The 22,535-nt window shown below is 65.3% G+C and carries 25 protein-coding genes and 1 pseudogene; 11 read left to right on the plus strand and 15 right to left on the minus strand.

Translation table 11 applies throughout. The features are described from left to right. Positions 1-6: 6 nt before the first annotated feature. The gene (locus ALC15_RS25240) at positions 7-936 is read left to right on the plus strand and encodes a dihydrodipicolinate synthase family protein (protein ID WP_050629595.1); all 930 of its coding nucleotides are present in this window, start codon (positions 7-9) and stop codon (positions 934-936) included. Between the two features lie 258 nt (positions 937-1,194). Here the strand turns inward: ALC15_RS25240 and ALC15_RS44265 are convergent, their stop codons facing one another. Next, a complete protein-coding gene (locus ALC15_RS44265) occupies positions 1,195-1,365 on the minus strand; it encodes a hypothetical protein (protein WP_157860940.1) in 171 nt (56 codons plus the stop codon). Positions 1,366-1,460: 95 nt separating this feature from the next. Here ALC15_RS44265 and ALC15_RS25245 point away from each other — a divergent pair, with 95 nt between their 5' ends. Both ALC15_RS25245 and ALC15_RS25250 read left to right on the plus strand, forming a co-directional pair. Then, entirely contained in the window at positions 1,461-2,186 is a 726-nt protein-coding gene (locus ALC15_RS25245) for a hypothetical protein (RefSeq protein ID WP_050629596.1), read from the plus strand. Next, positions 2,186-2,386, plus strand: a complete 201-nt coding sequence (locus ALC15_RS25250) for a hypothetical protein (RefSeq protein ID WP_050629597.1) — start codon at positions 2,186-2,188, stop codon at positions 2,384-2,386. Before ALC15_RS25245 ends, ALC15_RS25250 begins: the two co-directional genes overlap by 1 nt. Before the next feature lie 70 nt (positions 2,387-2,456). Here ALC15_RS25250 and ALC15_RS25255 read toward each other — a convergent pair. The 9 genes and pseudogenes from ALC15_RS25255 to ALC15_RS25300 all read right to left on the minus strand — a co-directional run bounded on the left by ALC15_RS25255 (position 2,457) and on the right by ALC15_RS25300 (position 11,704). Further along, positions 2,457-3,646: pseudogene (locus ALC15_RS25255) on the minus strand (DUF445 domain-containing protein). Positions 3,647-3,718: 72 nt separating this feature from the next. Further along, positions 3,719-4,558 (minus strand): EcsC family protein, encoded by an 840-nt coding sequence (locus ALC15_RS25265; protein WP_050629600.1) that lies wholly within the window; start codon positions 4,556-4,558, stop codon positions 3,719-3,721. After that, positions 4,555-6,648, minus strand: a complete 2,094-nt coding sequence (locus tag ALC15_RS25270; RefSeq protein ID WP_244486250.1) for a heavy metal translocating P-type ATPase — start codon at positions 6,646-6,648, stop codon at positions 4,555-4,557. Before ALC15_RS25270 ends, ALC15_RS25265 begins: the two co-directional genes overlap by 4 nt. 50 nt (positions 6,649-6,698) lie before the next feature. After that, positions 6,699-7,256: an HMA2 domain-containing protein gene (locus tag ALC15_RS25275; RefSeq protein ID WP_050629602.1), complete on the minus strand. Its 558-nt coding sequence runs from the start codon at positions 7,254-7,256 to the stop codon at positions 6,699-6,701. Between the two features lie 135 nt (positions 7,257-7,391). Then, entirely contained in the window at positions 7,392-7,784 is a 393-nt protein-coding gene (locus ALC15_RS25280) for a DUF5132 domain-containing protein (RefSeq protein ID WP_050629603.1), read from the minus strand. Between the two features lie 245 nt (positions 7,785-8,029). Next, positions 8,030-9,199: a cytochrome P450 gene (locus tag ALC15_RS25285; protein WP_050629604.1), complete on the minus strand. Its 1,170-nt coding sequence runs from the start codon at positions 9,197-9,199 to the stop codon at positions 8,030-8,032. A gap of 104 nt (positions 9,200-9,303) precedes the next feature. Beyond that, positions 9,304-10,095, minus strand: coding sequence for a helix-turn-helix transcriptional regulator (locus ALC15_RS25290; RefSeq protein ID WP_050629605.1), 792 nt, complete (start codon positions 10,093-10,095; stop codon positions 9,304-9,306). Between the two features lie 211 nt (positions 10,096-10,306). Further along, positions 10,307-10,669 (minus strand): nuclear transport factor 2 family protein, encoded by a 363-nt coding sequence (locus tag ALC15_RS25295; protein WP_050629621.1) that lies wholly within the window; start codon positions 10,667-10,669, stop codon positions 10,307-10,309. Between the two features lie 108 nt (positions 10,670-10,777). Then, a complete protein-coding gene (locus ALC15_RS25300) occupies positions 10,778-11,704 on the minus strand; it encodes a LysR family transcriptional regulator (RefSeq protein WP_244486251.1) in 927 nt (308 codons plus the stop codon). 88 nt (positions 11,705-11,792) lie between these two features. Between ALC15_RS25300 and ALC15_RS25305 the strand changes: the two genes are divergently transcribed. Both ALC15_RS25305 and ALC15_RS25310 read left to right on the plus strand, forming a co-directional pair. Next, positions 11,793-12,857 carry an aromatic ring-hydroxylating dioxygenase subunit alpha gene (locus tag ALC15_RS25305; RefSeq protein WP_050629607.1) on the plus strand — a complete coding sequence of 355 codons (1,065 nt, stop codon included), beginning with the start codon at positions 11,793-11,795 and terminating at the stop codon, positions 12,855-12,857. Positions 12,858-13,052: 195 nt separating this feature from the next. Further along, positions 13,053-14,201: an alpha/beta fold hydrolase gene (locus ALC15_RS25310; protein WP_430649189.1), complete on the plus strand. Its 1,149-nt coding sequence runs from the start codon at positions 13,053-13,055 to the stop codon at positions 14,199-14,201. 72 nt (positions 14,202-14,273) lie between these two features. On the opposite strand, the gene ALC15_RS25315 is transcribed toward ALC15_RS25310, so the two are convergent. The 4 genes from ALC15_RS25315 to ALC15_RS25325 form a co-directional block, all read right to left on the minus strand. Beyond that, a complete protein-coding gene (locus ALC15_RS25315) occupies positions 14,274-14,624 on the minus strand; it encodes a RidA family protein (RefSeq protein WP_028334578.1) in 351 nt (116 codons plus the stop codon). Between the two features lie 174 nt (positions 14,625-14,798). Continuing rightward, positions 14,799-15,470, minus strand: coding sequence for a CE1 family esterase (locus ALC15_RS25320; protein WP_347336314.1), 672 nt, complete (start codon positions 15,468-15,470; stop codon positions 14,799-14,801). Next, entirely contained in the window at positions 15,467-15,700 is a 234-nt protein-coding gene (locus tag ALC15_RS47655; protein ID WP_347336315.1) for an alpha/beta hydrolase family protein, read from the minus strand. The genes ALC15_RS25320 and ALC15_RS47655 overlap by 4 nt, the downstream gene beginning before the upstream one ends. Positions 15,701-15,801: 101 nt before the next feature. Further along, a complete protein-coding gene (locus ALC15_RS25325; RefSeq protein ID WP_050629609.1) occupies positions 15,802-17,271 on the minus strand; it encodes a CDGSH iron-sulfur domain-containing protein in 1,470 nt (489 codons plus the stop codon). A 105-nt stretch (positions 17,272-17,376) separates the two neighbouring features. On the opposite strand from ALC15_RS25325, the gene ALC15_RS25330 reads away from it, so the two are divergent. Both ALC15_RS25330 and ALC15_RS25335 read left to right on the plus strand, forming a co-directional pair. After that, entirely contained in the window at positions 17,377-17,724 is a 348-nt protein-coding gene (locus ALC15_RS25330) for a winged helix-turn-helix transcriptional regulator (RefSeq protein ID WP_050629610.1), read from the plus strand. Positions 17,725-18,005: 281 nt separating this feature from the next. Further along, positions 18,006-18,365, plus strand: a complete 360-nt coding sequence (locus tag ALC15_RS25335) for a hypothetical protein (protein ID WP_094194082.1) — start codon at positions 18,006-18,008, stop codon at positions 18,363-18,365. A 111-nt stretch (positions 18,366-18,476) separates the two neighbouring features. On the opposite strand, the gene ALC15_RS25340 is transcribed toward ALC15_RS25335, so the two are convergent. Next, positions 18,477-20,135, minus strand: a complete 1,659-nt coding sequence (locus tag ALC15_RS25340; protein ID WP_050629611.1) for an FAD-binding dehydrogenase — start codon at positions 20,133-20,135, stop codon at positions 18,477-18,479. Between the two features lie 275 nt (positions 20,136-20,410). Between ALC15_RS25340 and ALC15_RS25345 the strand changes: the two genes are divergently transcribed. The 4 genes from ALC15_RS25345 to ALC15_RS25360 all read left to right on the plus strand — a co-directional run. Continuing rightward, positions 20,411-20,878, plus strand: a complete 468-nt coding sequence (locus ALC15_RS25345) for a hypothetical protein (RefSeq protein WP_050629612.1) — start codon at positions 20,411-20,413, stop codon at positions 20,876-20,878. Positions 20,879-21,028: 150 nt separating this feature from the next. After that, entirely contained in the window at positions 21,029-21,217 is a 189-nt protein-coding gene (locus ALC15_RS25350; RefSeq protein WP_050629613.1) for a hypothetical protein, read from the plus strand. Positions 21,218-21,235: 18 nt separating this feature from the next. Beyond that, the gene (locus ALC15_RS25355; protein ID WP_050629614.1) at positions 21,236-21,826 is read left to right on the plus strand and encodes an SCO family protein; all 591 of its coding nucleotides are present in this window, start codon (positions 21,236-21,238) and stop codon (positions 21,824-21,826) included. A 91-nt stretch (positions 21,827-21,917) separates the two neighbouring features. Then, positions 21,918-22,535, plus strand: a 618-nt coding sequence (locus ALC15_RS25360) for a transporter substrate-binding domain-containing protein (RefSeq protein ID WP_128089582.1), incomplete at its 3' end; no start/stop codon positions are given.

A 22,535-nucleotide genomic window follows, 5' to 3' on the forward strand; every position in this document is an offset into this window, starting at 1 on the left:
ATTGACATGACGAGTTCGGCCCAGCGCCCCTATCGCGGCGTCTTTCCGGTCGCGCCGACCATCTTCGACGCCAACGGCAACCTCGACCTCGACGGACAGCGGCGCTGCATCGATTTCATGATCGATGCCGGGTCGCACGGCATCTGCATTCTCGCCAACTTCTCCGAGCAGTTCGTGCTGACCGATGCCGAGCGCGAGACCGTGATGCATGCCGTGCTCGAGCACGTCGCGGGCCGCATCCCGGTGATCGTCACCACCACGCATTTCTCCTCGGCGGTGTGCGCCGCGCGCAGCCGCGAGGCGCAGGCCGCCGGCGCCGCGATGGTGATGATCATGCCGCCCTATCACGGCGCGACCTTCCGCGTCGGCGAGCCGGCGATCTATGAGTTCTATCGTGTGGTCTCGGATGCTATCAGCATTCCGATCATGATCCAGGACGCGCCGGTCGCGGGCACGCCGCTCTCGGTCGATTTCCTGGCGCGGATGGCGAAGGAGCTGGCCAACATCAGATACTTCAAGATCGAGGTGCCGATGGCCGCGAACAAGCTGCGCGGCCTGATCGAGAAGGGCGGCAGCGAGATCGAGGGGCCGTGGGACGGCGAGGAGGCGATCACGCTGATGGCCGACCTCGATGCCGGCGCCACCGGCGCGATGACCGGCGGCGGCTATCCCGACGGCATCCGCCAGATCATGGATCCGTTCTTCGCCGGTCGCCGCGACGAGGCCGTGCAGGCCTATGCGCGCTGGCTGCCGCTGATCAACTACGAGAACCGGCAATGCGGGCTGCAAGCCTGCAAGGTGCTGATGCGCGAGGGTGGCGTCATCAAGTCGGACGCCGTACGGCACCCGCTGCAGCCGCTGCATCCGGCGACCCGCGCCGGGCTGATCGAGATCGCGCGCACGCTCGATCCGGTCGTGCTGCGCTGGGGGCGCTGAGCGTCACAGGCTGCCCGTCCGGATCGTCGCTCCCGGCTGCATTCACATAACCGTCAACAACGGTATCTACCGTTCCGATCCGGTACGGGGAGCGGGGAATTTTGCCCCAATGTGCACTCTGGATAGGTCTGACCGCTCGGGCAGAGGATGATCGAAACCTTCCGGGTTGGCGGTTTTGCGATGCGCTACGGCCATTTCGTGCCGCGGCTCTACAATTACTGCCGGTCGCTCGGCTTCGAGCGGCAGCATATGCTGCCGTCACGCGCCTTTTGCTCCGATGAGAGCCAGGGCTATCCGGTCATGCTGCTGGCCCAGCATTTCGGAACGTTTCCGTTCGACCATGGACGGGTCGGCGGCAAGGTCGCGATCAACCGCCATGGGCCTTATGCCCATCACGGCGAGGACCTGGTGCTGATCCAGGCCAGCCATGTCGCTACAATCCCGATGACGGCCGTTTCGGCGTCTACCAGCGCCACCGCACCGACGGCTGCCGGTTCGGCGATTGCTGCGGCAAGCTCTGCGGCGTGCTGCGCTGGTACGAGGACGAGTACGCCCATGCCTGCCGGCAGGTGCAATGCGGCCGGCTCAATGGCGAGCCGGTGTTCCAGATCGACAATCAGTATCTCGACGAGGGCCGCAGCGAAGGTGTCTTTCTGCGACTCGACCGCATGGTCGAGACACCGCTGCAGCCGCTGACCGTGCTGAGCACGTCCAAGGTCTTTCGCGCGGGCGCAGCGATCCGCGAACGGCTCGGCGACGCCTGCTTTCGCGAGACGGCGGCGCCGATCGGTGCGGCGCTGTCACCCGACCTGTTTCACTTCCGCCGTGCGCTGGCTGAAGGTGCCGAGGGTCATGACCTTCTCGAGGCGGCGCTCGCTCCGGTCATGCCGGCCTTGGTGACGTCGCCGCATCCTGCGCTGGATGCCGCCCGCTACGTCACCCAGGCCGAGTTCGACCGCACCTACCGCAGCATCCTGCGCGAGCCCGCGTTTGCGACCAAGAACGTGCTGTTCGTTTCCGGCCTCAACATCGATGTGTCGCCGCGCGAGGGATTCCCGTTTCCGTTCACCAAATTCGTGCCCTGGGCGGCCTATGCCCGGCTGCGTGACGGCCGCACGTTCCTGCTGGAGCAGCAGCAACTGGCGGAGACACTGCGCCGTATGCCGGGCGAGAATCCGGATTGCCTGTCGTTCGACGGGACGATCGAACAGATGACCACCGCTCCGGAAATCCGGATTCCGATCGGCTGATGCAGATGACGACGCTCCCCGCCCTGCGTGCGAACACTGCTCCCGAACCGCGTCTCCAGCGCCTGGAATTCGCGGACCGCGAGCGCGGCTTGACCCGCCGCGGCTTCATCCTCGGCTGCCTCGGCATGGCCGCAAGCCAGGTGGTGCGCCTGCTCGACAAGCTGCAGCAGTTGCCGCTGCTGCGCATTCGTTTTCCCTGATCCAAAGCGTTTTCGAGCGAAGTGCACACCTGTTCGCGTGAAGAAGACGCGTCAAAAAAGAATCCGGGCGTTACAGCCAGCGCGAGACGGAGAAGATCAAGAGGCCGACGAGCCCGCCGACGACCGTGCCGTTGATCCGGATGAATTGCAGATCGCGGCCGACCTGCAATTCGATCCGCATTATCAGGGTTTCGGTATCCCAGTTCTCGACCACCTTGCGGATGAAGGCGGCGATCTCCTGGCGTCGCGATGCAACGGCGCGCAGCGCGGCGACGCGCAGCCAGCGGTTGATGCGGTCGCGCATCTCGGCATCGTCACGGACCCGTGTAGCGACCGAGATCAGGGCGGTTTCGATCGCGTCGGCGATCGCGGCCGAGGTCGCCGCCGAGTTCAGCCGCGCCTCGATGGCGTGCCACATCGCATCGATCTGCCGGATCACGGCGGGATTGTCGAGCATCTGCTGCTTCAGCTCCTCGCCCCTGGCGAGGTAGTCGGGATCGGTGGCGAGGCGGTCGATCAGGCGCTCGATCTCGGCCTTGAGCTCGACGCGCCAGGGATGATCAGGCTCGCGCATCTCGTCGAGCGTCTGGCTGACGCCGGAGATGACGCGGTCGGCCACCATGCCGTCGACCCATTTCGGCACGAACCGGTAGGAGCGCTGCGAGACCTTCTTGCGGATGGTTTCCTTGTTGTTGGCGAGTGCAACGCTCGCTGACGTGATCAACCGCTCGATCGCCACTTGGGCGTTGCCGTGCGCCCATAGCAGCGCCAGCACGCGCGAAGCGAGCGGGGCTGCGGGAACCGCGGCGATTCCCTGCCTTGTCCGGCGGGTCAGAAAGGCGTTGATCTCGGCGCTCGGCGTCGCCTGCAAGGCTGATGGACCGCGGAGACGGTGCGCTGGGCGGCGCTGCGGGCGTGCGCCGGCCGCTCGATCCAATGCGCCGTCCAGCCGGCGATGTCGACGTCGCGGATCCGGTCGCCGACCACGCGGGGCGACAGGAAGTTATTGGCGATGAAGCGGCCGAGCGCGACCGCGATGCGCTGCTTGCTCTGCGGAACGATCGCGGTGTGCGGAATCGGGATGCCGAGCGGATGACGAAACAGCGCGACCACCGCGAACCAGTCGGCGCATGCGCCGATCATGCCGGCTTCGGCGAAGGCACGCGGATAGGCCAGCCACGGCCAGTGCGGCTGCGCCATCGAGGTCGCCAGGAACACCAGCAGCATGAACACGAGCAGGGCCGTGGCGAGCGCCCGCATGCGACGAAGGTCGCGCAGCCTGGTGTCCTCAGGCGGATGTGCGGCGCCGATGTCCAATTGCTGCCAAACGCCTCATGCCGTCGCAACGCCGCGCCGCAGTCCGAGCCGGGCCGCGATCGCCGCATAATGTCGCCTGACGCCCGCGCTGCCATAGGCCCGCTCCAGCCGGCGCACGGTGAAGTGCCCCTTCGCGATCTTCTGGAAATGGTCCATGAAGATGACGTTGACGCTCGCGCCGAACGCCGCGCCGATGATCGGCACCGCGCCGGCCGCGGCCTTGTCCGAGACCACCAGCCCGAACCGCGAGACGATCTCGCTGACCAGGTTGGAGATCACGGGAGCCGAGGCATCGACCGCGCCGCGCTCCAGGATATAGGCGGCTGCGTCGCTGGTGTATTTGCTGATCAGCGCGCGGGCAGCGTAGTAGCCGACATCGATGCTGTCGTCGGTTCGCTTGGTGCCGTAGGCGAAGACCTCGAGACAGGCGAGCCTTGCCTCGATCTTGGAGAGATCCTCGCCCTGGTGCCTTGCGATTTCGGCGATCGCGCGCAGCATCAATGTCGTGGTCAGGGGAAGTTCGATCGCCAGCGCGCCGAAGCCGAACAGGCCGCTGACGCCTCCGGTTACGCCTGCGAGAAACGACGAGAAGGTCACCGCGGGTGACGGCGGCGGCTTCTCGTCGAGCGTGTCGACGGCAACCTCCAGCCCTTTCATGACTGCGGTGCGCACCAGCCCGCTGAGCTGGCGGTTGGCGGCCTTCGGCAGCAGGTTGAGGGCCCGGTTGACGGGGACGCCCGCATAGTCGGCGATCCTTGCCGCGAGATTGGAGCTTTCCAGCGTCTTGACTGCGGCTTGGAGCGCGGCGTGATCGCCGGGAGGAAGGACAACGAGCTGGGCGACATCCTGGCTCATTGATACCTGAGAATTGGCCGTATGCCGTTGAAGCTCGCCAGGATCGCCGAGCCGTTGCTGATCAGCGCGGTGACCTCGGGCGTGATCAGCCCGCCGGGCAGGGCTAGTCCCAGCGCCAGTGTGTTCAGCGCCGCAACGATGGCGTAGTTCTGCTTGATCAGGCTGACGGCGCCTTGCGAAATCTCTACCGCCTTGACGAGCTTCCAGAGCGAATCTTCCATCAGGATGACGTCGGCGGATTCGTGCGTGACCTCGGCGCCATGCTTCATGGCGATCCCGACATCGGCGAAGCTGAGCGCAGGCGAATCGTTGATGCCGTCGCCGACCATGGCGACCCTGCGGCCCTGGCGCTGCAGTTCCTGGATCACGCCGGCCTTGTCGGCCGGCAACATGTCCGCGAAGTGCTCGGTGAGGCCCAGATTCTCGCAGACGGCGCGCGCCACGACGCCGTTGTCGCCGGTCAGCATGATGCTGTTCTTGACGCCCAGCGTATGCAGCCGCTGGATCACCGAACGGCTCTCCTCGCGGATCTCGTCGGAATACGGCACGAGGCCCGCGAGCTTGCCGTCGACGGCGATATAGAGGCTCGAATAGCCGCGCTGGTCGAGCGCCGCGCGATCGAGGGCCGAGGCGTCGACGGCGATTTCGCTCTGGCGCATGAAGCGCTGGTTGCCGACATGGACGTAATAGCCGTTGACCTGGCCCTCGACGCCGAGGCCGAGGCGGTAGGTGGTCTCGTTGCACGGCGGAATGTTCACCGCGAGCTGCCGGGCCCGCGTGCGCAACGCCTCGGCGACCGGATGCTGCAGCTTGGTTTCGGCGGCGGCGGCGAGCCCGAGTAAATGGTTCGGCGTGATCTGCTTCTGGTAGGAGATCACGTCGATCACGGCGGGCGTGCCGTGGGTGAGGGTGCCGGTCTTGTCGAACACCATGGTGTCGATCCCGGCGAGCTTCTCCATATGACCGCCGCTCTTGATGATCATGCCGGTGCGCGCCGCGAGCGTCATCGAGGACAGCACCGAGGTGGGGGCCGCGACGCGGATGCCGGTGCCGTAGTCGACGATGACGAGCGAGAGGAAGCGATTGAAGTCGCCCGAGACCATCGCGGTGCCGGTAGCAAGCGCGAGCGTCGGGGTCACCAGCCGGTCGGCGAAGCGTTCGGCATGGTTCTGCATGCGCGTGTCGCCGATCGGCGCGGACTCGATCAAGCGGACGATCTGGCCGGCGGTGGTCGCCGTTCCGACGCGCAGCGCACGCAGCGTGATCTGGCCCTCGCGGATCACGGTGGCGGCGAATGCCGCTTCGCCCTTGCCGCGATGCACCGGCAGGCCCTCGCCGGTGATCGTCTTCTGGTCGATGGTGGCGGAGCCGTCGATGATCTCGCCGTCGACCGGGATCATCTCGCCGGGATACACCACGACGATGTCGCCGTTCTTGAGCTCGGCGGCCGGGATCGACACCACCTCGCCGTCGCGCAGCAGCCAGGCCGTCTTCGACTGGAATTCGAGCAGCTCATTGATCGCTTTCCGCGAGCCCGCCGCGGTCAGGTCGCGAATCCAGTCGCCGAGCTTGATCAGCCAGGTGACGATGCAGCCGGCCAGCGGATTGCCCTGGAGCACGGAGGCGCTGATCGCGAGCGTATCGAGCACGTCGATGTTCAGCCGGCTCTCGTTGGCCCAGACCTTCCAGGCGCGCCTGGCGATCGGGATCGCGTTCCAGAGCATCAGCGGCATGTTGATCGCCGTGATCACCGGATTGGCGCTGAACGCCATGAACAAAGACAGGGTCGGCAGTGCCAAGGGCGAGCGCTTGGAGACTTCCGGAACGCTGGCGCGCGGCGAGGCCGCGTCCGGTGCGGTGCTCGCGCACAGCGCCTTGAGGTCGGCGAGGCTCATGGCCTTGAAGCCGTTCAGCAGCGCGAGCAGCCGCTGCTCGTGCGCCGGATCGTATTCCAGCACGAGGCTCGCGCAGTCGTAGTTAATCCGTGCGGTCCTGATGCCTTCCTGCGCTCGCAGCCAGCCGAGGCAGATCTCGCCCAGGTTGCGATTTTGTCCGAGCGCGGGAATGCTCAGACGAATGCGTCCTGGCATGGAGTGGCAGAAGCGGAAGTCCATGAATTCGCACTCTCGCCCCTGGCGGGTCAGGCCGCCGCGCCTTCCGGCTCCGCCTGCTCCGCGTCGCGCATGTTGGCTTGAATCATGTGGTTGAGTGCGAAGATCGCCAGCGTGACCCAGACCGGCGTCGCGGCGTTGGCGCCGACCTCGAAGATGGTGAAGCCGGCGATGCCGGTGGCGAGCAGGATCTTCAGATCGACCACATTTCCGGTGGCGACCTTGATGCCGTTGTCGAAGTCCTTGAAGAAGTCGACGATCATCCTGGCCGTATGCGAATGCTCGGCAAGGTACTCGGCCTCCTGCTCGATCTTGGTCGCCAGCGCGTCGATTTCGTTGGCCGGCGGCTTGTAGTGACCGCCGGTGTGATGCTGCAGCCGGCCATGAAACTCGTCGTGCCGGTCGGCATCGTAGTGCAGCACGACGCTTCCCGTGGTCGGATTGACGGTGACGTCCTCGATGCCGGGAATGACGCTGAAGGTCTGCTTGATCTGTTCGAGAAGCTCGGGGTTTTCCTTGGCCGACGGCACTTTCATGCGGATCCGGCCCGGCACCTGATGCGCGATCTGCAGCTTCATCTTGGTCATCGTATTCCTCTCACAGCGTTCCAACGCCGGCGCGGGACGCGAATGATGCCGTCGTCAATCCGATTGCGCGCCGTGCCGGCGTCGCAAGGCCGATCGGCGGCGCACGTCGCCGCCTTGCCGCCCGTCCGATCCCGTTCAGGCCGCGGACGAAGCCCGGCTGTCGGCCGCCTTGCCTTCCTGGGCTTGGCTCTCGGCCTTCACTTCCGCAACGATGTCGTTCACCTGCTCGTGGGCTTCGGCAAACATCTCGCGCGACCTCTGCGCGAACTTGTAGGTGCCGCGAACGGTGGACTTGAACAGCGGATTGAGTGCGCCCGCCAGCTTCGGCAGATATTTCGGCGCCGCGACTGCGGCAACGCCAAGCGCAAGTCCCGGCAGCAAGGCAGCTTCGAACACGGCCGCACCGACAGCCACCACCGCAACGACCGCGACCGTCTTGTTGATGCCGCCGCCTTCTTCGGAATCCTGTTCGGGCGCGTCATGGTGGAAGGCGGTATCGTGACTGCTACCATTGGTGTTCGGGTTCATCGGAAATCCCTTGTGACCGCACAACTAACTGCAGTTTCATCAATAACGGCGGATTGAAATGGATTCGTGACAGTTTGATTACAGTCGTCCGACCGGTTGCGGCGGCATGGTGTCGCGGCGCAACGGGGCGCGCATCTACCCACCGTGGGAGTGCCCGCATCGGGCGCGGCAAGCCTCGGCGGGCGATCTTTATGTCTCGATGTGTCTGCGCTCAGATAAATCCGAGGGCAGGGGCGCGTTGCGCCCTACCGGTCCCACGTCACCGGCAAGTCCAGCAGGCCGCGGAACGCCCAGCCACCGATCCGCGGCGACCGGTCTTCGATCAGGCGCAGATTGCTGAGCCTTGCGAAGATCGCGGGCAGCGCGACGTCGGCGACCATGGCGCGCGAGGCCCAGGCGCCGGCGCAGAAATGCGGACCGGCGCCGAACGCGATGCTCTTGCTGGCGTCGCGGCGCACGTCGAACGCGTCAGGCCGGTCGAAATGCTTCTCGTCGCGGTTCGCCGAGCCGAACATCAGGAACACGCGTTCATTGGTCTCAAACGCGATATCGCGGATCGTCCACGGCTTGGCGATCCGCCGCGGCGACATCCCGATCGGCGAGATCCAGCGCGCATATTCCTCGAACACCTGCAGCCACGGGATCGCGCCGCTGGTTGCCAATGCGAGCTGGTCCGGGTGGGTCAAGAGCGCCCACACCGTGCCGGCGATCGCGTCGCGCGGCTCGTTCTGGCCGCCCGAGATCGCGAGCTTGATGTTGGCGCGCACGCTGTCCATCGGCATGTCGGTCTGCAACAGCACGCCGAGCAGGCTGAGGTCGGGCGTCTTGCGCAACACCGGCACCATGTCGTCGATCGCGGCGTCGATGCCCGAGGTCGCGGCATGGCAGCGCGCCTCGATCGCGGGGTCGCCGACATAATTGGCGATGCCATCGATCATGCCCTGCGACCAGGCATTCATGTCCTCGAACCGCATGTTGGTGAGGCCGGTGATCGATTTCAGGCATTCGGCCGAGAACGGCAGCGCGAAGGCCTGCACGAAATCGACCACGCCGTCCGGCGACAATCCGTCGAGGATGCGCGCCGCATGTCCCGCGAACTGCGCAGTCCAGTGCGACCTGACCGTCTTCGGCGAGATCGCCGGGAAGATCGCCTTGCGCTCGTTCATGTGCGCATCGCCGTCCTTGCGCATCATGTTGTGGCCCATCAGCCTGTTCATCAGCCCCTCGGGCTGGTGCGACGAGAACACGTCGATCTGCTTCTCGGAGACGAAGATGTCGTCGCGGTTGCACAGCAGCGTGCTGCCAAGTTGCGGCACGAAGGCGATCGGCGCCTGCTTGCGCATGCGCGCCAGCGTCGGATAGGGGTCCTGCCAGAAGGCGGGGACGTCGATGTCGAAATGGGGGGCGGTGCTCACGACGTGATCTCGGGTTGCCTCGGGTTTCGAACCGAGCATAGGCCGGCAGGCGCGCCCGGTCTGTCCCTACCGTTGGGGACAAGGGAAGCGGCCGCTTCGACGCTTCAGTTCAGCTGCCGTGCCGACGCCATCAGCCGCAGTGCGATCGCGAACAGCTCGTTCTGCGAGGAGATGCCGAGCTTGTCATAGGCGCGCTTGCGATAGGTGAGGGCGGAGTGCAGCCCGATGCCGAGTTCGGCGGCGATCGCTTCGGAGCTGAGGCCCGAAAGGATGCGCAGGCAGACCTCCCTCTCGCGTCCGGTCAGCCTGGACAATGGTTCGGCGGTCGCAAACAGGGTCTTTAGCCGCGCGATCGGATCGGCGTCCGGTTCGCGCTGGAAGTGCCGCGCCACGGCTGCGGTCAACGCCGGCGCCACCGCGGCGAGGCGCGCGATCTGCGCGCGGCTGAAGCGGCCCTGCGCGGTGATCTGGTAGAAATTGACGTAGAAGCAGGTGTCGCCGGTCCAGATCGCGGACGCGAATTTGTCGACGATGTCGGAATCGTCGAAGAAGATCTTGCGGTAGCCATCGCTGTACATCCGCCGGGCAAAGGTCGGCAGCACGATCGGCACCGCCTGCGTCTTGCCCTCGAACACCGCATCGCGGTTCGGGTCGGCCTGGTGGAAATGTTCGGAATAGGCGATCCCGAGGTCGCGCCCGGTCGGGATGTTGCCGACGTCGAGCAGGCACGCAGCGGACCGCGGCCCGGTGAACGAGAACACCATGCAGTGGCCGACCCCGGCGACGCGGCGCAGCGCGCCGATCAGGGCCTGCGCAAAGCCCTCGCGGCCGATCGCCAGCAGCGCCGGCGTGATGTCGCTGACGACCGAAGTCTTGAAGGCGCGATCTGCCTTCATGGTGTCCTCCCCTGTGTTTCGGGAAGACTAGCAGCGGCTTCACGGGGGTGGAAGCGGCTGACGCGTCGGCGTTCTGAACCTTCCCCGCGTCATTCCGGGGCGACGCGCAGCGTCGAGCCCGGAATTCATTCCACCACAAAGTTCGCGGCCCGATGGATTCCGGGCTCAGCCCGTCGGGCTGCCCCGGAATGACGGCCGTGGGGAAATCGCCTCAGGCCCCCGGCACCTGGTCGAGGAAGCCGGTGATGCTCCTGATCCGGCCATCCTTCAGCAGGGCGAAGTCAGTGCCCTTGATCGGGCTGTCGACGCCGTCGGGCCCGAGGCCCCAGGAGAACCGGACGTGGTCGCCGAAGCCGTTCGGGTCGCCGATCAGCTTGAAGGTGAAGTCCGGAAACTTCTGCTGCACGCCGGCGATCAGCGCGTCGACGCCCTCATGGCCGTCGCCGCTCATCAGCGGATCGACATAGCGCGCGTCGGCGGTCCAGTTCTGGCTCAGCATCTCGCGGCGCCGGCTCGGCGTCCGCTCGTTCCAGAGCGCGATGTAGTTGCGGGCGACGGTGGCGTGGTCGGTCATGGTGCTCTCCTTCTGATGTGCCGGACTTGAGCGGCTGTCCGGACTATCGAAGGTTCGCGTGCGCCGATCGATTACCTCCGAGGTCATCGCGCGTCGCTAATGCGCCGGTCACGGTTTGATGTAGGCCTCGGGATCGCCGCGCGCGTGCGCCTCCATCGCATCGAGGAAGCAGCGCACCTTGGCCGGGACGAATTGCCGCGCCGGCAGCAGCGCATGCACATTGAGCGGCTCGCAGCCATGGTCCGGCAGCAGCCGCCGCAACTGGCCGGCCGCGACCGCGGCGCGGGTGTAGCTCGCGGTGACCCGCAGCACGCCATGGCCGGCGAGCGCCGCCTGCAGGCGGACATGCGCGTTCGAAGAGGTGAGACGCGCGCAGTCGACGGCGAGATGCTCGACGGCGCCGCCCGGCGTGGTGATCGCCCATCTCGGATCGCTGGGACCGGTCAGAAGCGGCAGCTGTCTCAGCTCGTCCAGCGTGCGCGGTTCGCCGAACTTCTCCAGCAGCGCCGGTGCCGCGAACAGGCCGCGCTCCAGCGTGAAGACGCGGCGGATCACGATGCCGGCCGACGGCAGCGGGGCCTCCAGCATCGCGAACACGATGTCGTAATTCTCCGCGATCGGATTGACGATGTCGTGCTCGACGTCGATCCGGATCGCGAGCTCGGGATAGCGGCCCATCACCGCGCAGGCGACCGGCCCCGCGTGATGCGCGCCGAATTCGTACGGCGCCTTGATGCGCAGCGTGCCCGCGACCGAGCTCGACATCGCCAGCGCCTCGCTGTGGGTGTCGTGCAGCGCCGCGAACAGCGGGCGGACCTTGCGATAGATGGTCTCGCCGGAATCGGTCAGCCGCAGGTGCCGCGTGGTCCGCTCGATCAGCCGCAGCCCGAGATTGGCCTCGAGCCGCTGCACCGCAGCACTGAGGCTCGATTTGGGGTGCCCGAGCACGCGCGCAGCCGCGGTGAAGCCGCCATGCTCGACAACCTCGCAAAACAGCTCCCAGTCGCGCCACTCCATGGCCGATTGTCCATCCACCGGTACAGTGTGTCCAGCCAAATCGGATTATCCCGATCGCCGGGATCACCTAACCTGATTGCAAGCAATAGTGCATCGGGAGGGTGAGATGGCTGACGGCGAAATTTTCCTGCGCAACGCGTGGTATGTGGCGGCGCTGAATCACGAGCTGATCGACGGCAAGAAGCTGGCGCGCACCATCCTGGAGCGGCCGATCGTGATCTATCGCGGCGCCAGCGGAAAAGTCGTCGCGCTCGACGACCGTTGCTGCCATCGCGCCGCGCCGCTCTCGATGGGGCGGGTCGAGGGCGACGACATCAGGTGCATGTATCACGGCATGAAGTTCGCGGCCGACGGCAAATGCATCCAGATCCCCGGCCAGGACGCGATCCCAGCCAGGCTCGGCGTGCGCAGCTATCCCGTGGTCGAGCGCTACAACATGATCTTCATCTGGACCGGCGATCCCGAGAAGGCCGATCCGAAGCTGGTCCTCGACTATCCGCCGCTCGAGGACCCCAAATGGCGCGGCCTGCCGGGCTACATGCACTACAAGGCCAACTGGCTCCTGATCGTCGACAATCTCAGCGACTTCGCCCATCTCGCCTTCGTGCACACCAACACGCTCGGCGGCTCCGAGGAATATGCCTACAAGACCAAGCCGGTCGCGATCGAAAAGCTGGACGACGGCTTCCGCGTCGAGCGCTGGCACATGGGCGCCGATGCGCCGCCCTACCACAAGAAGGTGATCTCCAACCGCGACGACATGGTCGATCGCCGCAATGTCGGCCGCATGATCGTGCCGGGGATCTTCACGCTCGACACGATGTTTGCGCCGGCCGGGCAGGGCGCGGAGAAGGGCGTTCAGGTTCCGGGCACCCGGCAATATCGCAATGCGCAGTTCATGACACCGGAGACGCGCTCGTCCACGCACTTCTTCTGGAACTATCTGCACGATTTCGACATCGACAATCCGAACATTTCGCTGTCGCTGCGGCATTCCCTCGAGGAGGCCTTCAACGAGGACAAGGACTTCATCGAGGCGCAGCAGAAGGTGCTCGACGCCGATCCGGACTATCAGCTGCTCGCGATCGGCGCCGATGCGCCGCTGACCTATTTCCGCTGGCTGTTCGCCCGCAGGCTCGAGGCGGAAAAGGCAACGGCACGGGCCGCATGATCGCGGCAACGATGGTCGTCCGCGCCTAGCCACAAGTCGCGCCGGGATCGCGAGATCGTGACCTCCCGGCATGGCTGCCGTTCCAGCGGGTTGACGTAAGGTGATCGACCTTAATTCGTCGGTTCTTGATCGGGGTCAAGGTTTCGACCTGCGCCGGCCTGACTATCTTCGCCGGCGATCAATCGGTGAGTGAGCTTGCGCGAAAAGGCGAATCCCTCTGAACGGAGTGGCAGCACCAACTGGGTGCAGCACCCTTGGCTATGGCCGTTTGAAGCCATGCGATTGGCGCTGGACATCTCCTCACAATGGTACCCGGATCGCCCGGCCGAGCCCATGGATGCGTCGGACGAAGTGGAGCTGCCCTGGACGACGGCTAGTTCCGTCGCGCTGCAATTACCGACGATGCGCTTGCTCGACTTCTCGACAGCGGTCGAGGGTCGACCGCTGTTAGTTTGCGCGCCCTATGCGCTGCACCGTGCGAAGATTGCGGATCTTGCACACGGCCACAGCCTGATGGAGGCGTTGCAAGAGGCCGGCATTGCACGTCTCTATCTCACCGATTGGCGCTCGGCGACGCCGGAGATGCGGTATTTCTCGATCGACACCTTTCTGTCCGATCTCAACGTGGCCATTGACACCATCAGGCCACCCGTCGACCTCGCAGGTCTCTGTCAGGGCGGCTGGCTGTCGCTGCTCTATGCTGCGCGTTTTCCCGGCAAGGTGCGGCGGCTCGTGCTTGCAGGCAGCCCGGTCGACGTCTCGGAACCGTCATATCTGTCCAGGATGGTTGCCTCGCTTCCGCAGCAAGGCTTCGAGGCAATGGTGCGTCAGGGACATGGGATCGTCAGTGGCGAGCACATGTTGCAGGTCTGGAGCGCCCCGTTCAACATGCTCGACGTGGAGGCCGCGCTGCAGCGGCGGCTCGACGGTGAGTCGGAGGATGCGCGGTTCTTGCTCGATCGCTTCACGCGCTGGAACGATGAGACGCTTGATCTGCCGGGCACCTTCTACCTCGAGGTGACCGACTGGATCTTTCGCAAGAACCGGATCGCTACCGGTGACTTCGTCGCGCTCGGTTGCAAGATCGATCTTGCTGCGGTGAAGCTGCCCGTCTACCTGCTCGCCGCGGATAAGGACGTCGTTGTTCCGCCCGATCAGGCATTCGCGACAATGCGGCTCCTGGGTACGCCGCATGCATGGTTGCAATGCGACACCGAGCCGTGTGGTCACCTCGGCCTGTTCGTCGGCTGCATGGCCCTGACTGGCCCGTGGCGCCGGATTGCACGTTGGCTTCAGTCCGATCTTGACGAGGCCGCAAGCGAGCGAGCGCGGATCAGCGCGTGAGGCGCCAAATGAAAATGCCCCGAACTGCAGTTTTGCAATCCGGGGCATCGAACGTCCATCGCGATGTCGCGCCTACTTGGCCGCGACGACCATGATCTCGACATTGTACTGCGGCGCCGCGAGCTTGGCCTCGACGGTGGCGCGAGCCGGGGTATTGCCCTGGGAAACCCAGCCATCCCACACCGCATTCATTTCCGGGAACGTCTTCATGTCGGTGATGTAGATGGTCGCGCTGAGCAGCTTCGACTTGTCGGTGCCGGCCTTGGCGAGGTGGCCGTCGATGATCGACAGGATATCCTTGGTCTGGTCGGTGACGCTGCCGCCCGCCGCCTTGCCGGCGACGACGCCCGCGAGATAGACGGTGTTGCCGTGAACGACGGCCTGGCTCATGCGCGGGCCGGTTTCGAAACGCTGAATGCTCATTTGGGTCTCCACTTGAATGGCGGGCATGTCTATAGCGTTTTCAAGCGAAGTGGCTAGCAGTTCGCGTGAAGAAAACGCGTCAAAACAAGAGATCGAGAGTTTCTGATTTGATCAGAAGCAGACCTCTATACTGTCGGGGCGACCGCCGCCACTGCGCATTTTGCAGCGTACCTCTCACGGAAATCGCATGAAGAATGCCCAAATCGTGTCGGCGCCGTCGATGTCGCCATTCTGCGGGCCGAGCAGTGTGGTGGCCAGTTTAGCAAAATGCGCATCCGGGAAGTTGCCGGGCATGCGGTGACCGCCGCCGTTCACGCGATAGAGCACCACGTCACGTCCCTGCGGACAGTTCGTTTCGATCCGCGTGACGGTCGATTGATCGGACGGATTGCGGTCTGGCAGATCGGTGGTTGCGGCGTCCCCGGTCGCGCAGCCATTGGTGCGCCGCCAGAATTGCAGGGTCCGTTCGGTCGACCAGAATCCGTCGACCGCGAACCTGCTGGTGCCGCGTCCACCCTGATCGGGGATCAGCGGATCGGCGGTGCCGTTCATCAGCAGCATCGGCACCGGTCGCTGCGGCCGGCAGGCGCGCGCGGATTCATCGGTCAGGTTCATGATCACGCTGGCGGCGGCAGCGAACAGATCGGCGCGTTCGCAGACGAGTGTCATCGCCATCGCGCCGCCATTGGAGATGCCGGTGACATAGATGCGCCTGGGATCGGCGGTGCCGTCGCCCACGAGCTTTGCGATCAACTGCGTGATGAAGGCGACGTCGTCGGTGCCCTCGGGCGGCGGATTGCCGGCGCGTCGTTGGTGCGGCCGGGAGTCGGCCCAGGCGTGGTTCAATCCATCGGGATAGCCACGGCAAAGCCATCGCGCTTGGCGATCAGCGGCCACGACGTCCGTGTCATCATGTCGTCGCTGCTCTGGGTCTTGCCGTGCAGCACGATGACAAGCGGCGCGGGCCTGGTTGCCGGAGCTTGCAGCACGAATGTTCGCGTCGTGCCGTTGACGAGGAGCGAATCCGCAGCCGCCGGCGCAACGCCCAGGGCAAGGACGCCGGCCAGAGCCAACATTACGATTGCACGTCGTCGCATCGCCGCGGAAACCCGACCCTGCCGCGACAATTGCAGCACGCCGGCGAGACCGGTTCAACCAGTCTTGCGCGATCGTCGCGTCACGATCCGGTCGGCGCTTTCGATGCGTGGGCCCAGCGAGCGAACAGCGCCACCCGTTCGGCCGGCCAGGCGCCGTCGCACGGCATGGTGCCGGCCTCCAGGCGGGCGAGGATCTGCCGGCTGTGCCGGGCGACATCCTCCTCCTTCCAGAGGTCGAAGGCGAACAGCATCGAGCTGCGATCCATCGGCCGGAACAGCGGTCGGATGTGCTGCTCGAACTGCACCGCCTCGCCGGGGCCGGGCAGCGCGACGCCGGTTTCGTCCGCGGCCTGGGCATCGCCTGCGATCGCGGCCGGCCGCGCGGCCGGCGTTGCGTTGCAGACCCACCACCAGCGCGGCACCGGCATGTTCGGCGGCGGTGTCGCTCCGGCGCCGGAATTCTCCACCGCGATCCGCGAGCCCCATTCGATATAGGCGACGAAGGCGGCGCGGAATTCCGGGTCGGACGGCAGTCCGGCGTCGTCGGCGCTCTGCACCATGTAGGTGGCCCACAGCGCGCGCTGCTCCGGCCTGATCTCCTTGCCGATGTGCTGCGACACCATCCGCCGATAGCCCCCATAGCGTTCGGTGTAGAAGCGCGGTCCGCCGAACACTTCGCTGAGCCACGCCGCGACCCGCTCGGGATGGTCCGGCGACATCTCGGCGAACAGCGGGCCAAGCAGCGGATCCTCCGGCACGTAGCGGCTGTAGAAGATGCGCGTCATGTCGAGCAGCACCGGATAGCCGCCGGCCCATTCGAACAGCGTCGGCTCGCGCAAGGGATCGGGGACGGGATCGTGAAATGCGACGTTCCAGTGCATGCCGCTGCAGAACGGCTTGTTCAGCGACGCGCCGCAGCGGCACAGGCTGGCATGTTCCTGCGACGCGCCGGCGTTCCGGGCGATCGGCATCCCGTCCTCATCGACCAGCTCGACATGGCCGGTGACGCGATAGGGCCCGTCCTTCGAAATTTCGATCTGCGGCGGCCGGTTGATGTCGGACAGGTTGGCGTCGCGCTCCGGACCGATGCCGATCCCGAGCGCGCCCGATGGGCATCTGCGCACCGCGTTGATGAGATCATCGAGGCGCGCGCCGCTCGGCGCGATGAACGGCTCCTCGCCGAGATGAAACACCGAGTTGAGCCGGTCGGTGCAGAAGGCTGAATGCGCGCAGGTGCCGCGATTGTCGAACACATAGGCCTGCTGCCCGGCATAGACCTCGCGCTTGTCGGGCACGCGCCGCGGATCCCTGGCGTCGGTGAAGCCGCGCGCGACGTGGCTGTCGTCGCAGAACGGTTTGGTCTGCGATTGTCCGCAGCGGCACAGCCGCACCGGCGCCTCGGCTGCAACCGGCACGCCGAGATGATCGACGATCGCAATGCCGGGCTCGGGTTCGTAGGGCCCGTTGCGTCTGACGATGATGCGCCTGCGCTTGTGTTGCTCGTCATTTGGGCCTTGGTTTGCGCCTTGGGCGGAATTGTTGTCTGTCATGCGTTGCAGTGATCCCTAAGCTCGCCCAACCCGTGCGAAGCGTGCTTAGATGGATCGATGGCGGCTCTCAACGAACCAGATGGAAAGTGCCGCGGGAGAGTTGCGATGATCCGCAAGACCAAGCGCAAATATGGCTGCCCGGTCGAGTTCTCGATCGATCAGCTCAGCGGCAAATGGAAGACCGTGATCCTCAGCCGCCTCAAGGTCCGGCCGATGCGCTATGGCGAATTGCGTCACGACATCCCGCAGCTCAGCGACAAGGTGTTGACCGAACGGCTGCGCGATCTCTGCAACTCAGGCTTCGTCAAGCAGGAGCGCGGCGGCGGCTCCTCGCGCTACTGCCTGACCAAGCGCGGCGAGATGCTGAAGCCGATGCTGCAGGCGCTCTACGATTGGGGCGAGGCCAACGCCGACACGTTCGGCGTGCGCTTCGCGAGCGCGGAGGTGGAGTAGGGCAAGATGAGATTGGGTTGCGGCCGCAGGGCGAGGGACACTTCGCGCAATTTCTGAATATTAGAATTATGCCCCTGAGTTGCCCGACGTGTCAAGGCGGTTGGTCGAGCGCGGCCGTGGCCGGCTGCTTTGCATGGGGTTGTTTTCGATATTTTGACCGCGCCCCTGCGATGGTTCCCCAACTTTCATAGGAACTAGTTTGGAGAACGGATTTTCGGCCGGAACCATCCGCGAGGAAAGCTCGTTGTCGCGGGATGTGTTGGGGGCAATCAACACAAGGAATGCTCATGCGCATCTCTACGGCATCCGTCATCGTTGCGGCGCTCTCGCTTGGAACACCTGCCTGGGCGCAAACGCAGGGAACGCAACCGAACACGCCGCCGCAGGCCCAGTCCGAGCAACCCGCCACGATCAAGACCATACAGGTCGTGGACGTCAAGGAATTGAAGCCCGAAGTCCGCTCGAGGGTCGAGGCTGTCATCGCAAAGGCAAGCGAAGAAGACCTGAAGAACCTGCGGGGTTCCATCGACGCGTCCACGGAAGCGACATCCGCGCTCAAGGCGAAGGGACTGAGCTCGGCACAGGTTGTTGCGGTCAATCTCAGCAACGGCATCCTCACGCTCTTCACCAAGCTGGCGTGAGCGCTGGGATAGCTGAGGAAATTCGGACTCAATGATAAGGGCCCGCCGGCTCAAACCCGGCGGGCCTTTTCATTTTCGTTTCGCCGTCTCTTCCGTGGCGAGGGGATTGTCTCAGCCCACCGCCTTCGCGGCCGCGCGCCCCGCGTTGCGGCCCGAGAACAGGCAGCCGCCGAGGAATGTTCCCTCCAGCGAGCGATAGCCGTGTACGCCGCCGCCGCCGAAGCCGGCGGCTTCACCGGCCGCATAGAGCCCGCGGATGATCTGGCGATCGTTGCCGAACACGCGTGAATCGAGGTCGGTCTCGAAGCCGCCGAGCGTCTTGCGGGTCAGGATGTTGAGCTTCACCGCGATCAGCGGGCCGTGCTCGGGATCGAGGATCCGGTGCGGCTTCGCGGTGCGGATCAGCCGGTCGCCGATATAGCGACGCGCATTGTGCAGGTTCATCACCTGCGCATCCTTGACATAGGGATTGGTGATCTCGCGGTCGCGCGCCTCGATCTGCGTCCTGATGGCGTCGAGCTGCAACAGGTCGTTGCCGGCAAGCTTGTTCATGGCGCCGACGAGGTCGGCGAGGTTGTCGCGCACGATGAAGTCGGCGCCGTGCTGCTTGAACGCCTCCACCGGCGCCGGCGCGCCCTTGTTGGTGGCGCGCTTGATCGTCATGCGCCAGCTCTTTCCGGTGAGGTCAGGGTTCTGCTCCGAGCCCGAGAGCGCGAACTCCTTCTTGATGATGCTCTGGGTCAGGATGAACCAGGAATAATCGTAGCCGGTGCCCATGATGTAATGCAGTTGCCCGAGCGTGTCGGAGCCCGGGAACAGCGGTACCGGCAGCCGTTTGCCCGATGCGTCGAACCACATCGACGATGGCCCCGGAAGAATCCGGATGCCGTGACGCGGCCAGATCGGGTTCCAGTTCTGGATGCCCTCAACATAGTGCCACATGCGGTCGCGGTTGATCAGCCGCCCGCCCGCCTGCTCGGTGATTCCGATCATGCGGCCATCGACATGTTCGGGAACGCCGGAGATCATGAACTTCGGCGGTTCGCCAAGCCGCTTCGGCCAGTTCTGCCGCACCAGGTCATGATTGCCGCCGATGCCGCCGGAGGCGACGATCACTGCCTGCGCGCGCAGGGAGAAATCGCCGACGACTTCGCGCGAGGAACTCTTGCCACGCTCGACCGAGGTCGGTTCCAGGATCACGCCGCTGACGCCGTCGACGGTGCCGTTGCTGACGTTGAGCGCATCGACGCGATGGCGGAACTTGAACACCAGCCGCCCGCTCTTCGCAGCCTCGCGCGCGCGGCGCTCGAATGGCTCGACGATGCCGGGGCCGGTGCCCCAGGTGACGTGGAAGCGCGGCACCGAATTGCCGTGGCCCATTGCGTCGTAGCCGCCGCGCTCGGCCCAGCCGACCACCGGGAAGATGCGATGGCCCATCGCGCGCAGCCAGTCGCGCTTCTCGCCCGCCGCGAACGCGACATAGGCCTCCGCCCATTTGCGCGGCCAGTGATCCTCTTCGCGATCGAAACCCGCGGTGCCCATCCAGTCCTGCAGCGCGAGGTCTGCGGAATCCTTGATGCCGAGCCGGCGCTGTTCCGGCGAATCGACCAGAAATAATCCACCGAACGACCAGAACGCCTGGCCGCCGATGCTCTGTTCCCCTTCCTGATCGAGCACGATGACGCGCTTGCCGGCGTCGGCGATCTCGGTCGCGGCGACCAGACCGGCAAGTCCGGCGCCGATCACGATCACATCTGCATCGTCAGCCATTTTTGATTTCCCCCGTCCCGCCGCGATTCAAGACCGTGACGTTGTGCGCGGTCAACGCCAAATGGACCTTGCCTGTGGCGGCGACGCATCAAATGGTTGCGGCAAGTTGTTCCAGTTTGGGACCTTTCCCACACGCCACTGCAGCGCGCGCGCAACACCCAATTTGATTTTGTTTTGACCGGCTTCGCTCGTCTGGACAAAAATCCAGTCTCGCAACACGCTCTCGCCGTCTGCATCACAAGACCAACAGATTCGGTTTGGACTGGGGCTGGCCAATGAAGTTGATGACGGGGTTGCTCGCGGCGGTTCTCCTGCTGGCGGGAATGGGGGCGTCACAAGCAGTGGTCAGGATCGCCGATGATCGCGGCGGCAAGATCGGCGTGTATGTCGACAAGTATCAGGACCTGCGCACGTCGGGTGAGACCGTGATCATCGACGGGCTGTGCGCCTCGGCCTGCACCATCGTGCTCGGCAAGGTTCCTCACGACCGGATCTGTGTGACCTCACACGCCAGTCTCGGCTTCCATGCCGCCTGGGATTACGGCGACAACGGTCGCCCGGTCCCCAATCCCGAAGCGACCCATATGCTGTACCTGATGTACCCGCCGGCGGTGCGCAAATGGATCACCGATCGCGGCGGCCTGACCCGGCGCATGATCTTCCTGCAGGGCAAGCAGCTGCAGGCGCTATACAAGCCGTGCTATCTCAACGCCCAGGCCTTGGCGGCCAAACCCGCGCACTGAACGGCCGATCTCGGCTTGACGTCGTTTCTCGCCATGGCCGGTAACCTGGGGCATGACGGGACAGGCAGCGAAAATCGGCTCGCTATCATTTGACGGCCTGCGACCGCCATTGCGCTTGCTGCTCGGGGGAACCCGGCTTATCTCAACCGCATGGTTCAGCCGATCTCCACCCGATCCGAGCTCGTGACGGCTCCGCAGGGCCGGGTGGCGTCCATGATCCTGTGGGGCGCCGCCGGCATCGGCGTATTGGCCTTGCTCGCTGCCGCCGCGCTCTGGTTCCACTACGGGACCGCGGTGTTTTTCGAAATGATCACGGCCGGCATCTCCGCCTGCTTCTGACAAGGACGTCCCCGCATCATGCCCCGGACCACGCGCCCATTGGTGATCTTCGCTGCCTTCGCGGGCAGTCTGGCGGTCGGCCTGTTCCTCATGCTGTGGGCAGTCGGCGGCTTGCGCACCGTCGCCGCGCCGGCGGCGATCGGCGGGCCGTTCCAGCTCACCGACCAGGCCGGACAGACCGTCACCGACAAGAACCTCCAGGGCAAGCCGACGCTGATCTTCTTCGGCTTCACCCATTGCCCGGACATCTGCCCGACCTCGCTGTTCGAGATTTCCGAGGTCCTGAAGGCGATGGGCAAGGACGCCGATCGGGTGAATGCCTATTTCGTCTCGGTCGATCCGGAACGCGACACCGCCACGGCGATGAAGGACTACCTGTCGAGCTTCGATCCGCACCTCAAGGGCCTGACCGGCGATCCCACCGCGATCGCCAAGGTGCTGTCGAGCTATCGCGTCTACGCCAAGAAGGTGCCGCTGAAGGATGGCGACTACACGATGGATCACACTGCGCTGATCTATCTGATGGACCGCGACGGCCATTTCGTCGCGCCGTTCAATCTGAAACGGACGCCGGAAGAGGCGGCCGCCGATCTCAAACGGTATCTCTGACCGCCATTTCCGGTTCAGAATTAACCCATTCGGCGCTCGCATCGGGCGCCGGATGGTCTATAAGCCGTTCAATTTCCTGATATTGCCGGTTATGCCAAATCAGCCCGCCCAGCCCTTTGCCGTCCGCTCGCGCCAGCTTCGCCAGGCCGCGGCAATGATGGCGGCTGCGGTGCTGGCGATGGTCGGCCCAGCGGTCGCTCAGACGCCTCCCGCGGCGGCGCCTCAGGCACCCGCCGCTAAGCCGGCGCCCGCACCGGCCTTGCCTGCAAGGCCCGCGCCTGCACCGGTGGCGCCCGCGACGCCCCCATCGGCTGTCACCCCGTCGGCGCCGAACCAGCCGGCCAGGGCGACCGAGGCCGCGCCGCAGGCCGTGCCGGGCTTCTGGGACCCGCGGCGGCGGCCGGATCGGCCGGACCTGTCGCGGCTCACCGTGATCCGCTTCCTGACCGAGACCGACTATCCGCCGTTCAACTTCACCGGTCCCGACGGCAATCCGGCCGGCTTCAACGTCGATCTGGCGCGCGCGCTGTGCGACGAGATCAAGGTCACCTGCACCATCCAGATGCGGCGCTTCGAGACCCTGATCGATGCGCTCGCCACCAACCGGGGCGATGCCATCATCGCCTCGATGGCCGTGACGCCGCAGCTGCGGGCCAAGGTCGATTTCACCGATCCCTACTTACGTCGCGCGCGCGCTCGTGTCGCGCCG

Source organism: Bradyrhizobium viridifuturi, from assembly GCF_001238275.1.
GTDB classification, from domain to species: Bacteria; Pseudomonadota; Alphaproteobacteria; order Rhizobiales; family Xanthobacteraceae; genus Bradyrhizobium; species Bradyrhizobium viridifuturi.